General features: G+C 41.2%; 11 protein-coding genes. 4 read left to right on the top strand and 7 right to left on the bottom strand.

Annotated elements, in window-relative coordinates:
- The first annotated feature begins 49 nt into the window (after positions 1 to 49).
- Positions 50 to 1,828 (top strand): cytochrome-c peroxidase, encoded by a 1,779-nt coding sequence (locus tag BFS30_RS13115; RefSeq protein ID WP_069379710.1) that lies wholly within the window; start codon positions 50 to 52, stop codon positions 1,826 to 1,828.
- A gap of 48 nt (positions 1,829 to 1,876) precedes the next feature.
- On the opposite strand, the gene BFS30_RS13120 is transcribed toward BFS30_RS13115, so the two are convergent.
- From BFS30_RS13120 to carA, 3 genes are all read right to left on the bottom strand, one after another.
- Positions 1,877 to 2,968, bottom strand: coding sequence for an ABC transporter permease (locus BFS30_RS13120; protein ID WP_069379711.1), 1,092 nt, complete (start codon positions 2,966 to 2,968; stop codon positions 1,877 to 1,879).
- 9 nt (positions 2,969 to 2,977) lie between these two features.
- The gene (locus BFS30_RS13125) at positions 2,978 to 3,748 is read right to left on the bottom strand and encodes an ABC transporter ATP-binding protein (protein ID WP_069379712.1); all 771 of its coding nucleotides are present in this window, start codon (positions 3,746 to 3,748) and stop codon (positions 2,978 to 2,980) included.
- 99 nt (positions 3,749 to 3,847) lie between these two features.
- The gene (carA, locus tag BFS30_RS13130; protein WP_069379713.1) at positions 3,848 to 4,960 is read right to left on the bottom strand and encodes a glutamine-hydrolyzing carbamoyl-phosphate synthase small subunit; all 1,113 of its coding nucleotides are present in this window, start codon (positions 4,958 to 4,960) and stop codon (positions 3,848 to 3,850) included.
- A gap of 296 nt (positions 4,961 to 5,256) precedes the next feature.
- Between carA and panB the strand changes: the two genes are divergently transcribed.
- A complete protein-coding gene (panB, locus tag BFS30_RS13135) occupies positions 5,257 to 6,072 on the top strand; it encodes a 3-methyl-2-oxobutanoate hydroxymethyltransferase (RefSeq protein ID WP_069379714.1) in 816 nt (271 codons plus the stop codon).
- A gap of 40 nt (positions 6,073 to 6,112) precedes the next feature.
- Entirely contained in the window at positions 6,113 to 6,799 is a 687-nt protein-coding gene (locus BFS30_RS13140; RefSeq protein ID WP_069379715.1) for an RluA family pseudouridine synthase, read from the top strand.
- Positions 6,800 to 6,896: 97 nt separating this feature from the next.
- On the opposite strand, the gene BFS30_RS13145 is transcribed toward BFS30_RS13140, so the two are convergent.
- On the bottom strand, positions 6,897 to 7,655 hold the full coding sequence (locus BFS30_RS13145) for a M57 family metalloprotease (RefSeq protein WP_167353143.1): 759 nt from the start codon (positions 7,653 to 7,655) through the stop codon (positions 6,897 to 6,899).
- Positions 7,656 to 8,017: 362 nt separating this feature from the next.
- On the opposite strand from BFS30_RS13145, the gene BFS30_RS13150 reads away from it, so the two are divergent.
- Positions 8,018 to 8,734: a polysaccharide lyase family 7 protein gene (locus BFS30_RS13150; RefSeq protein WP_083252033.1), complete on the top strand. Its 717-nt coding sequence runs from the start codon at positions 8,018 to 8,020 to the stop codon at positions 8,732 to 8,734.
- Positions 8,735 to 8,782: 48 nt separating this feature from the next.
- Here the strand turns inward: BFS30_RS13150 and BFS30_RS13155 are convergent, their stop codons facing one another.
- The 3 genes from BFS30_RS13155 to BFS30_RS13165 form a co-directional block, all read right to left on the bottom strand.
- Positions 8,783 to 9,277, bottom strand: a complete 495-nt coding sequence (locus BFS30_RS13155) for a hypothetical protein (RefSeq protein ID WP_237028753.1) — start codon at positions 9,275 to 9,277, stop codon at positions 8,783 to 8,785.
- Between the two features lie 111 nt (positions 9,278 to 9,388).
- Positions 9,389 to 10,846, bottom strand: a complete 1,458-nt coding sequence (locus BFS30_RS13160; RefSeq protein ID WP_069379717.1) for a glycoside hydrolase family 30 protein — start codon at positions 10,844 to 10,846, stop codon at positions 9,389 to 9,391.
- Between the two features lie 22 nt (positions 10,847 to 10,868).
- Positions 10,869 to 13,169 carry a glycoside hydrolase family 3 N-terminal domain-containing protein gene (locus tag BFS30_RS13165; protein ID WP_069379718.1) on the bottom strand — a complete coding sequence of 767 codons (2,301 nt, stop codon included), beginning with the start codon at positions 13,167 to 13,169 and terminating at the stop codon, positions 10,869 to 10,871.
- Between the last annotated feature and the right edge of the window lie 51 nt (positions 13,170 to 13,220).

A 13,220-nucleotide genomic window follows, 5' to 3' on the forward strand; every position in this document is an offset into this window, starting at 1 on the left:
ACTCTTTCCTGAATGGGGAAGAGTTTTTGGCTTTTTATTAAAAAATAATATGCCTTTAAGAAGATTCATATTGCCAGTCATCGCTCTTTTTGTGTTGCTTTCTGTATACTGTACAAACTCATCCCCGAAACCAGGAATGGAGATGGTAAAGGATCTCCTGATTACTCAAAGTGATTCATTGAACCTTTCTTTGAACCAATTAGATGAAGCTGCCCGTGGTCGTGATACTACTCTGCTGAGGAAACGTTTTCTGGAAACCAGAAACGCCTTTAAAAAGATGGAATGGTTTTGTGAATATTATGCCCCCGGACTTTCAAGAGAAGTGAATGGTCCTCCTTTGCCAGAGGTGGAAGTGGAAGAAAATAAATCGACAGAACCTTCCGGACTGCAGGTGATTGAAGAGCTGATTTATCCTGCACAGCCCTCGGAAAAAGAAAATCTAAAATTGGAAATCACTTCTTTGAGAGCAAGTCTTGTTCGTCTTAAATCAACAATTGTCCAGACTGAACTCACGGAAGCCCATGTATTTGATGCTTGTAAGCTGGAAATTTTTAGGATCACCATTACCGGAATTACCGGATTTGATACTCCTTTATCTGGTTCAGGTATTGCCGAGGCGGGAGTATCGTTGAAAGCAGTGGCAGGAGTGCTCCAAATGTTCGGAAAAAATGAGGCTCTGCAGAAACAAATTGATCAGGCTGTTTCTTATGTTGGTCAGCATGTTGATTTTAATGCTTTTGACCGGATGACCTTTATCAGGGTTTATGCTAATCAGATTTCAAAAGGCATTCTGAAATGGCAGAACGAGTTAAAGATCAAGCCACTGGAAACTGAACTGGCATTGTACAATAAAGCCGGGACCCTCTTCGATAGCGGTATTTTTAACATTAAGCATTTTGTAAATAGTGCCGAAGCGATTCCAAGTCCGGAAAAACTGGCTATCGGGAAAGCCTTATTTAATGATCCGATTGTATCCGGATCTGTAAGAACCTGTAACAGCTGTCATAAGCCAGAACTTGCTTTTTCAGACGGATTGATAAAAAGTCCGTCGCTGACACCAGGAGAATCCGTACAAAGAAATGCCCCTACACTGATGTATGCCGGATTGCAGAATGCGCAGTTTTATGATATGCGCTTCAGTAGTCTGGAGAATCAGGCCATGGATGTGATTGCGAACAAAGATGAAATGCACGGCTCTATTGAAGAAGCTGCTAAGCGTTTAGAAAAAGACCAACGATATTATCTTTTATTTCAAAAAGCTTTTCCAGCTATGGAAAAAGAGATTAAGCCCCGCTTCGTAATGATTGCAATTGCAAGTTATATTCGTTCTTTGAGCCCTTTCAATTCCAGGTTAGATCAATACATGAGAGGGGATAATCAGAAAATGAATCCAAATGAACTGAAGGGATTCAATTTATTTATGGGGAAAGCGAAATGTGCAACCTGTCATTTTATGCCATTATTTAATGGAACTGCCGGACCATCTTTCTCTAATACTGAAGGCGAAGTTTTAGGAGTATTGCAGGATCCTAAAGCCAAAAAGCCTATAATTGATTCTGATGAAGGCAGGTATAACTGGACCAAAATGGATGTGTTGAAATTCGCTTTTAAGACGCCTACATTGAGAAATATTGCTTTAACCGGGCCATATATGCATAATGGTGCGTATGAGACACTAGAAGAAGTAATGGATTTTTACAATAAAGGCGGTGCTGCAGGAATGGGAATCAAGCTGGATAACCAGACCTTATCTCCTGATCCATTAAATCTGAGTGAAAAGGAGATACAGGATATTATTGCTTTTTTAAAGACGCTGAATGATCAATAAAAAAGAAAGGGGGCTATAAATTCAGCCCCCTTTCTTTTTTATCATCTGTTACTCCCATTTGAAAACCTTCACGGCAACGGCATAGATTCCGATACCCCAGATCACCATGATCAGGATTTGATGTTTCACATCCCATAATCCGGCGCCCTCAAAGGCTACCTTTCTCATGGCATCATTCAAATAAGTTAAAGGTAATGCCCGGCTGATTGGCTGAAGCCAGTTCGGAAAAGCATCTATAGAGAAAAACGTGCCCGACAGCAAGAACTGAGGCAAGGTAATGATATTGGAAATGGGAGGGATCGTACTTTCACTTTTAGCGATTCCTGAAACTACAAAACCGAAGCCCATAAAGACAATCAATCCGATGATTGATAGCAACAGCATATTAATTACCGTGACTGCCCCATTGATCAATGTAAAATGGAAAAAGAAATGACCAAGCAGGATAATGAATACTGCGCCCAGTAAGGCAAAACCTATTCTGGCAATTCCTTCCCCGAAGACGATGCTTGATTTCCTTACCGGAGTGGCAAAGAAACGTTTGATTACTAAGGTCTGGCGTAAGCTGAAAAAGACGAATGCTGTTCCAAAAACGCCTGTGCTCAACAGGGAGAAGCCAAGTTGTCCTGGTAGAATGAAATCTATTGTACGGTAGATTCTTCCCTGCACCGTGCTTTCATTTAGCTGTGCAACAGAAGGCATGACATCTTTTGTATTTAGAGTATACATCAGGTTGTGAACCACAGATTTAAGAATATTTCCCTTGTCTATGGAAGCAGAGGTATATTGGATATTGGCCAGGTAAGCGGGCTTTCCTGCCGGATTTTTTTGTACCTCAATTAAGGCATCAATATGTCCTTTTTCCAGCCCTGTTTTGATGTCTGCAGCATCTTTGTCTTTAATGATGTGGACAATTGAAGTTCCTTCCAGTGCTTTAATAATCGGGTTTTGAAGGTCAGAACCTGGAGCGATGGCCAGGTCTACTTTTACTCCGCCACCACCTAAAAATCCAAAGACCAGGATGAACACTAAAGGAAAGGCTAATGTAAACACTACTGCTGAAGGGCTACGCATAATCGAGCGGAAACTTGCTTTCGCAAGGGCCAGGGTAGCTTTAGTATTATTGTAAGGTTTGCTCATGTATCTATTTTAATTGTCCTCTCTCCACTCTTTTCCTGTCAGGTTGATGAAAACGTCTTCCAGATTGGCTTTTTTAACTTCTTTTTTCCGTTCAAACCCGCTGTTGATCAGTTGGTCTATCAAATTGTCCGGTGTATCCAGGGCAATGATTTCTCCACGCTCCACAAAAGCAACACGGTCACAAAGCTGTTCTGCTTCGTCCATATAATGGGTGGTGATGACTACTGTGGTTCCATTGTTTCTGATGTCGATGATCAGGTCCCAGAGGTTGCGGCGTGCCTGAGGATCAAGTCCGGTAGTAGGCTCGTCCAGGAAAATGATCTTTGGAGAGTTGATGAGGGTAGTGGCAATAGAGAAGCGCTGTTTTTGTCCGCCGGACAGTGCTTTATATTTTGCTTTGGCTTTGTCCTGCAGATTTACTTTTTCCAGCATTTCCATTGGCTTGATGTCTACACCATAAAGCCCGGAAAATAGTTCCATTAATTCGACCAGGTTGAGATTTGGATAGTATCCTGCTGCCTGCAGCTGTACACCAATGATCCTTTTTATTTTACTGGCATCTTTATCTACGGAATATCCATCTACAGTGATCTCCCCGGAGGTTTTCTCTCTGAGGGTTTCAATAATCTCTAAAGTGGTGGTTTTTCCTGCTCCGTTCGGGCCGAGAAGGCCGAATATTTCGTTTTGATATACATCAAAGCTGATGCCTTGCACTGCGGTAAAGTCTTCGTATTTTTTAACAAGGTTCTTTACACTGATAATGGCATTGGTGTTGTCCATGGTATAAATGTAAGAAGGTTTAGAAGAATAGAAAACCTAATCCTTGCTAAACCTTCGAATATGTCGGTAAAATGATGTTTTAATCCGGTTGATCCCTAATTACCAGGCCAGTTCGCCTTTGATCATCTCAATGAAATCATCAAACAGGTAACGTGAATCGTGTGGACCTGGAGAAGACTCCGGGTGATATTGTACAGAGAACGCCTTTTTACCTTTTACCCTGATACCTTCGATACTTTGGTCATTCAGGTTAATGTGGGTGATCTCTACTTTGTCAGAATTTCTTACTTCATCCGGAACTACACCAAAACCATGGTTCTGAGAAGTCACTTCGCAGTGATTTTTGATAATGTTTTTTACCGGGTGGTTTAAACCTCTGTGTCCGTTAAACATTTTCATCGTTCCGATTCCGTTTGCTTCTGCCAGTAACTGGTGACCTAAGCAAATTCCAAACAATGGTTTATCTGCAGCCAATACCTGTTTAACCGTTTCGATTGCATAAGGCATTGCCGATGGATCACCGGGGCCATTAGAGATAAAGTAACCGTCAGCACCCCATTTGTCCATTTCCTCAAAGCTTGTTTTAGCAGGGAATACCTGTACATAAATATCTCTGTCGTCGAAATTGCGAAGGATGTTCTTTTTAATCCCAAGGTCTAAAGCAGCAATTTTGTAGGTTGCATCAGGAGAACCGTAGAAATAAGCTTCTTTGGTAGATACCTGAGAAGACAATTCCAGTCCGTCCATAGATGGAACTTCTGCCAGTTTCGCTTTCAGTTCTTCCAGGTCAGTGATTTCAGAAGAGATAATGGCATTCATCGCTCCTTTATGTCTGATATGACGTACCAAAGCGCGGGTGTCGATATCTGAAATCCCTACAATGTTTTCATTTTGAAAATAATCCTGAATAGATTCAGAGGCTTCTTTACGGCTAAATCCGATGTTGTAATTTTTACAAACCAGACCTGCAATTTTGATGCTGTCAGATTCTATTTCTTCTCTATGGATTCCATAATTCCCAATATGTGCATTGGTGGTGACCATGATCTGTCCGAAGTAAGAAGGATCAGTGAAAATTTCCTGATATCCTGTCATTCCGGTGTTGAAACAGATCTCTCCGGTAGTTGTGCCGATTTTTCCCGCAGCTTTTCCGTAGTAAACGGTGCCATCAGCCAATAACAAGATTGCAGGTAACTTGGTGTAGTTAGTCATTGTGTGTATAAAAATGAGAAATTATGGTGAAAAAAGAGAAAAATGATGGTTTATGCGTGATTTTGATCTCACTTCTGTAGTTAACAAATGTGCTGTTAAGTAACCCCTTCATTTCGGGATACAAAGATACGTTTTTGATGATTTAAATCAAGACTTTTTTTAACATTCTGTAAGAGACAGGGTAATGGATCGGGGAGGAGGACAAAGTATCCCCTCCTGATTCTGTCAGAAAAAGAATAAAAGTCGCTTTATTTCGGATGTAAAAACTAATTTTGCCCAAACTAAAATATAAAAACATGTCTGTAAATAAAGAAGTAAAACGGATAACTACCCATATTTTGCAAGCAATGAAGCAACGTGGAGAAAAGATCGCGATGTTGACTGCTTATGACTATTCTATGGCGACCATCCTTGATGATGCCGGCTTAGATGTATTATTGGTTGGAGACTCCGCTTCCAATGTAATGGCGGGACATGAAACTACTTTGCCGATTACGCTGGATCAGATGATTTACCATGCGCAATCTGTAGTTAGAGGTGCTTCACGTGCTTTAGTTGTCGTTGACCTTCCTTTTGGATCTTATCAGGGAAATTCAAAAGAAGCTTTGAATTCTGCTATCCGCATCATGAAAGAATCCGGTGCGCATGCCGTGAAGATGGAAGGTGGAACAGAAATCGTTGAATCTGTACAAAGAATTATTACAGCGGGAATTCCTGTAATGGGGCATTTAGGTTTAACGCCTCAATCTATCTATAAATTCGGAACTTATACTGTAAGGGCAAAGGATGAGGCTGAGGCTTATAAATTGAAAACAGATGCCAAGGCATTGCAGGAAGCAGGATGTTTTGCAGTGGTACTGGAAAAGATTCCGGCAACACTGGGTAAAGAGGTTTCTGAAGCGCTCGATATTCCTACTATAGGAATTGGTGCCGGCCCTGACTGCGACGGACAGGTGTTGGTAGTTAATGATATGATCGGTTTGACAAAAGGCTTTAAACCGCGTTTCTTGCGTCAGTATGTAAACCTTTACGACGGTATTTTAAACGCCGCGCAGTCTTATATTAAGGATGTGAAATCAAGTGATTTCCCTAATGAAAAAGAGCAGTACTAAGTTTTAGAATCAGGGGCTTAAAATTGCTCCACATACAAAGATGCCAATAACAGCAAAAGACATACTTTATGAAGATAATCACCTGATCGCTATTAGTAAGCGGGCAGGGGATATCGTTCAGATAGATGAAACCGGGGATGAACCCCTGGATGAGCAGGTAAAAAAATACCTCGCAAAAACCTATAATAAGCCAAACAGTGCTTTTCTTGGTGTGGTTCACCGCTTAGACAGACCTGTGAGTGGTGTAATTCTATTTGCAAAAACCAGTAAAGCACTGGAACGGATGAATGCTGTTTTCAAAAACAGAGAAGTTAAGAAAACCTATTGGGCAGTGGTTAGAAATAAACCTGCAAAAGCTTCGGGTACTTTGGTTCACTGGTTGGTTAAAAACCCACAAAAAAATGTAGTGACTCCACATAACGTAGAAGTGGCAGGAAGCCAGCGTGCGGAACTTAGTTATAGATTAATCGGAGAACTGAATGGTTATTACCTGATTGAAGTAGATCCCCTTACCGGAAGGTCACATCAGATCAGGGTACAGTTGTCAACCCTGGGATGTCCGATCGTGGGAGACAATAAGTATGGTTACCCCAGAGGGAGCAGAAAAGGAAGCATTTGTTTGCATGCCCGTCGTTTGCAATTTATTCATCCTGTAAAAAAGGAACCGGTAAATATCTTTGCCAGACTTCCGGTAGATGGCTTTTGGGAAAAGTTCGAGAACATGTAAAAACCGTAATTCAGAATAAATACGTTTTGAAGCGTATCTATTCTGAATTGGATTACGATCTAAGGGCGTTTAAAATTTTATTAATTAGGTTTGATGATTAGTACAATGCGGCAGTTGCTGCTTTGTCTTTTACAGACAATACTGTTGCACCAGATCCACATTGTCCGCCATTCATAATAGATAAAGCATCAGTTCCACCTACTCCTGGTACATTAATCGCACTGCTTTCGCCGATAGCGGCCCAGTTGGTATGTCTGAATGAGATGTTATGGCCAAATTCATGACAAATGGTTCTGGCACGCTGAGCAAAACTATTTCCGGCGATATAAGCCTTATTAATTCTGATCAGGTTACCTGCTCTTCCTCCGGAAGGAAAAGTACCTGAACCACAAACTCCATTTCCAAGATTCACGTTGGTGATCCTGATATCATACGGAGCAGCAGCTACTATACTAAAGTTTAATGCAGAGCCTGCAACAGCATTCCACTGTGCAATGGCGGAAGTAATTTCCGCGTTCATACTGGCCATTGAAGGATCTACAAATACTTTGATATTTGCTGCATTTGCAGGGCTTACTAAAGTACCGGTGTAGTACTGCTCCAATTTCGGACTTCCATCTGTAACTGGAACGTCCATGTTTTTAGGAAAACTAATGTCTTCCTCCACCATGTACTCCGTTCCAAGATCAACGATACTGGAAGATGGAAATCCAAGACTTCTGATGTAATTGTAAACTTTGTCATTTTTTTCTTGTTGTGGTTCGTTAACAAGAGGTGCGTCTTTGGTTTTAGAGCACGATGAAATCGCCAGTGCAATCAATGCAATAGAGGCGATGTTTTTTAAATTTTTGATCATAATAGGGATGAGGTTAGTTAGATCGTAATATTCTAATATAAGCATATCTTATTAATAAAAAATATTATGAATAATAAATTTTATTAAATAATACTGAAAATGTATATGTTAATGTTACACTAAGTTCTGCTTATTTTCTTCCGGTGAAAGGATTAAAATTTAGTTTTTACCTATGCAGGCGCATATTTTATATTTTAACAACGCCAGATAGAAGCGGTAAAATGTTAGTTTTTTTATTTAAAAAAAAATATTTTTTATCAGACAATCTGCTTGATTAGTAAGGGTATATGGTTGAATTAATCCTGATTTCGATTGTTTAATTTTAGTTAATTAACCTATTGTAAACCAAATATTAAACCATCATGAAATTAATTCCTTTAATGACTGCCGCTGTGGTATTGTCTTTTTTTCAATTATCTTGTAAGAAGAATGAGGGGCAGGTAGCCCAGACAGAGGTTTCTGGACAAGGAGAGGCATCCGCTCAGGAGATCGGGATCAGTTCCCTGACTAGCGGCTGGACGCAAACAGCTTATACCTACAGTATCCAGACGCCTCATGATTTACCACAGTCAGATCGTTATACGTATGCCAGCGGACAGCATACCTTCTGGATTTATCCCGGTGATAGCCCGCATACCCCAACCAGTAATTCCGGCCCAAGGTCTGAGTTTCGGATGAAGAACGATTACCTGTTGGGTAAACATCAGTTTGAGGGAGATGTGTATATTGTTCCTGGCTCTACGGGAACCGATGTGATGCAGGTTTTTGGAGGAGTAACCAATGCGACTTCTTTTATGATGAAAGTCTTTTCTGCAAACAATGGTACGCTGAAGCGTTATGGCAGCCAGACATTGATGACCAATGTATACAGCAGGTGGATTCATGTGAACGTACAACACGATGCCGATAATGGCAAAATCTATGTGTATCTGGATAATACACATGTCGGAACCTTTGATGACCGTGGACAGGCCACTCATTATTTCAAATGCGGAACCTATAATATTGAGGGTAACCGATCGGAAACGAGGTGGAAAAATATCAAGTATTGGAAGAATGGCCCGATAGGGGTTCTTTAGCTATTATAAGGATCAAAACGGCTTTTTAAAAGCCGTTTTGATCTAAAATTACTTACATTCTACAGGAGTAAAAATAAGTTGACTATCAAATTTTAAAGCTTTCCGGTTTTTGAAGACAGACCTTCCGTCTTTTTCTTCTGACTCTCCATATCCTTCATAGAGCTTACCGTCTTTTTTCAAAAATACGACTTGTCTGACTGATCTCAGTCCTTCGGAATCGAAGGTATAATCTGCGATAATGGTGTCTCCTTTAACTTCACCTGCAATGGTTCCTTTATTGGCATCCTTTTCGAAAAGGTGATACTTAAGATTACCTGTCAGCTCTTCTCCTTTAATTGTAAGGCTGAGGGACGCAGTATCTCTATTTTTAGTGTATGTATAACAACTGGTAGAATTTTCGGCTGCAGGATTTGTCGGGCTAAAAGTAGTATCCAGAGCAATCATTTCGGTCGTGTCCTTTGCTTTTTTTTCTGTATTGTTACTCGTGCAGGAGGCCACTATAGCGGCGAGTCCTGCAAATAGGAAAAGAATCTTTTTCATCATTTATAGAGTTAATTCCCGATTATACTGCAATTGCCCTGCCAAAAGCGTTTCATAAAAATGCCCCCAAAATTATCTGAATTTTGGGGGCATTTCAAGAGGCAGAGCCTGGTTTTATTTTGATCTCGTTTTACTTTCCCAGGTATAGGTTCCGGCAGCACCTGCAGGAAGTGTTGTGGTCACTGTCATTCCGTTATATTTCAGGTGGAAGGTCTCGGCGTTTCCGCTGGTGTTTATGGCAATCAGTACAATTTTTCCTTCAGGAGTTTTGAACGCTACATTCTGAATGTGATCGTGCTGATTAGAGGAAACGCGTACCGAACCAGGGGTAACGAATTTTGAAGCATGTCCTATGACATAATAGGCTACATTTCTGCTGACTTCTTTGTCGATGGTGATGGCACCAAGACAGCTGGTACATCCTCCGTCTGGTGTAAATGGACGGTAAGCCGGATCAGCGGCTAAATTCCATTCCAATACTGTTTTGCTCCAGTTACGGGTTGCACCAATAATCAGCGTAGATACATGCCATTTTAAATCTTCCGGAAAGTTGCCAGGTCCACCTACCCATTGTTCTGTAAAGTAAAGATTCTTATCCGGATGTGCTTCCTGAACCTTAGACAAGGCAGAAATATTGCCGCCATAAAGGTGAAAAGCTGAGCCGTCAATATATTTTTTTGCTGCCGGGTCATTCAGAATACTGATTGGATAATCAGGTCTGTCTGCATTATGGTCATAGATAATGATTTTGGTTTTGATCCCTGCGGATTCGAATGCCGGGCCCAGTGCGGTTTTGATAAAACTGGCCTGATCCTCAGCCTTCATATACATGCTCGGATTGTTTCCCGGATGCAGGGGTTCATTTTGAATCGTTATGGCATCTATGACGATCCCCTGTGCCTTCATTGCCTCAATATATTTAACAAAGTATCTGGCATAAGCCCCGAAGTAGACTGGTTTCAGACTTCCGCCACGGTAAGCCTGATTGTCTTTCATCCAGGTAGGGGCGGTCCATGGAGAACCCATGATTTTAATCTTCGGATTAATCGCAATAATCTGTTTCAGAACAGGAACAAGATCTGTCATTTCTTTCTCTATAGAAAAGTTTTTCAATTCCGGATCTGTTTGTCCTGCGGGCATCTCATTATAAGTAAATGTCTCTGCACTAAGGTCGGAAGCACCGATACTTAACCTCAGATAGCTTACTCCGATACCATTGCCATCAGCAGAAAAAAGCTCTTTCAGCAATTCCGCCTTCCTGGATTCAGGTAATCCATTGATCAGACTTGCACTACCACCGGTTAGTGTATAGCCAAAACCGTCAATCGTTTGAAATGTTTGTGTATCGTCAACGACTACAGTTGTTCCGGTTTTCATGGCGGTAGAGAAAAACATCGGAGTATTTTGTCGTTGCAATAAAGCGGTTTTATCCCCGTTCGTTAACCAGAAAGCTACCTGTGTCGGGACTGGATTTTCGGATTTGCTATTGCCAGGTCCACTTTCCGCACCTTTTTTAGTGGCACATGAACTGAGGGCGAGGGCAATAAGTATGCTTATATTAAATAATTTCATAAGGGATTTTTATGGTGTCGAATTAAGGAACGTAATTAAAATTAATTTTCTGATCTGCAATCTGGACTGTAAATTCTCCTGCTTCAGTAACCTGTTTGTTCTCTGTGTTGATAAAACCGATATCCTCGGGGTTGATTTTAAAGGTTACAGTTTTTGTTTCACCGGCTTTTAAGTCAACCTTTTCAAAGCCACGCAGGCGTTTTACATCTGGCGTAATTAGGGTGGCATACAGGTCAGAAGTAAAGAGCAATACGCTTTCTTTTCCGTTTACTTTACCCGTATTGCTCACATTTACGGTGATGGTCAGGCTTTCTCCCTTCTTTAAGGTCGTGCTGCTTAATTTCAACTGGTCATATTTGAAAGTAGTATAGCTCAAGCCATGTCCAAAAACATATTGAGGGTTATAGTCTGAATCATAGTTGTAAACCCCTTCAGTGGTACCTTTTGATTCTGAAGGTTTATGGTAATACGTGAATAAGGCATTAGGAAACTGTGGATAAGTATATGGGAGCTTCCCTGAAGGGTTTATCGTTCCATACAGCACATCAGCAAGGGCATCTCCGCCAAAGTTACCCGGCAAATAGGTCTGTACTATTGCAGCCATTTTCTGCTCAAATTTGCTGATCACCCTTGGTCTTCCTTCGTTTAATACCAGGATTACCTTTTTACCTGTAGCAGCCAATTTTTGAGCCAGCTCTGTTTGCAGGTCAGATAGGTATAAATCATTCATATTTCCCGGCGACTCCGTATAAGAGTTTTCTCCAAGACATAATACGATTACGTCTGCATTTTTTGCTGCAGCAATGGTTTCTTCCATTTGATCAGCATACTCATCATAATATTTGCCATCCATTTTATAGCTCACACCAGGTAAATAAGTGACATTTTCTTTTCCTGCTTTAGTTTGTAAAGCTTCCAGAATGGTATTATATTTCGCGGCAAACTCTTCTACTTTTTCTCCTTGCCAGGAATAAGTCCATGCCCCGTTCAGGGTTCTCATGGAATTGGCATTTGGTCCGGTAACCAGGATTTTTGTGCCCTTGTTTAAGGGTAGGAGCTGGTCTGTGTTTTTTAACAAGGTGATCGACTCTGCTGCGGTTTGATAAGCGGCCTGTTCAAATTCTTTGCTTCCGAATTTCGGATAATCTTTAGGATGGGTTACAGGTTTATCGAAAAGGTTCAGTTCATACTTTACCCAAAGAATTCTCCTTACGGCATCATCAATTCTGGATTCTTTTACTTTGCCCTCTTTTACCAGTGCGACCAGGTTATCACAGAAAGCTTCATAATTGTAAGCAATCATAGACATGTCTATTCCTGCATTGATTGCAATCATAATGGCTTCTTTATCGTCTTTTGCAATCCGGTCTCTCTTATACAGGTTTTCGATATCCCCCCAGTCAGTTACCACAAGTCCTTTGAAGTTCAGTTCTTCTTTTAAAAGGTCAGTAAGGATATGATAATTGGCATGTACAGGTATGCCGTTAATGATTCCCGAGTTGATCATAATGGTTTTTGCACCGGCATCAATTGCTGCCTTAAAGGGAGGGAGGTGATATTCTCTCAATGCCTGATCTGAAATAAATGCCGGGGTTCTGTCTTTACCAGAAACAGATACCTGATAACCCAGAAAGTGCTTGATTGAAGAAGCTACCTTTTCCGGATGAGCGACTCTTCCGTCTTCGCCTTCATAGCCTTTAACTGCAGCTACACCCAGTTCTTTAATCAGGTAAGGGTCTTCTCCAAAACTCTCCCACTGACGTGGAAAACGCGGATCGGCGCCAAGATCCAGCAGGGGCGCAAAGTTCCATGGAATAGAACTTGCACGGGTTTCATAAGCCGTAATTGAAGCTCCGTTTTTCACCAGTGAACGGTTAAAAGTGGCTGCTTGTCCGATTTGCTGAGGGAACATCGTCGCACCAACAGTATAAGTGGCGCCATGAATTTCATCCACGCCATAAATTACCGGAATTTTATTAGGAGTTTGTTTCATGGCCACATTCTGGATCTTGCTGATGATATTGTACCAGACCTGTGGTGTTCTTGCCCTGTTGTTAGAGGTATTCAATACTGAGCCTACATGGTATTTTACCAGGACTCTTTGTAATTCTTTTTCATCTAAACCAAAAGGCTCATCACTTTCAAAACGTCCTTTTCCTTTTCCAATTACATCGAGAGTAATCTGAGCCATTTGTCCGACTTTCTCTTCGATCGTCATCTTTTTCAACAGGCTTTCCACTTTTTCATGGTTATTGGTTTGGGCAAGGGCTGTACCTACGCAGCCGGAAAGGAGCAATAAAGAAAGGGTTTTCTTAAATTTCATGTTGTGTGCTTAAAAATGGGAGTGCAGTATTGATGCACTCCCGCGGAATGT

The sequence above is a fragment of the Pedobacter steynii genome, from assembly GCF_001721645.1.
Classification (GTDB): domain Bacteria; phylum Bacteroidota; class Bacteroidia; order Sphingobacteriales; family Sphingobacteriaceae; genus Pedobacter; species Pedobacter steynii_A.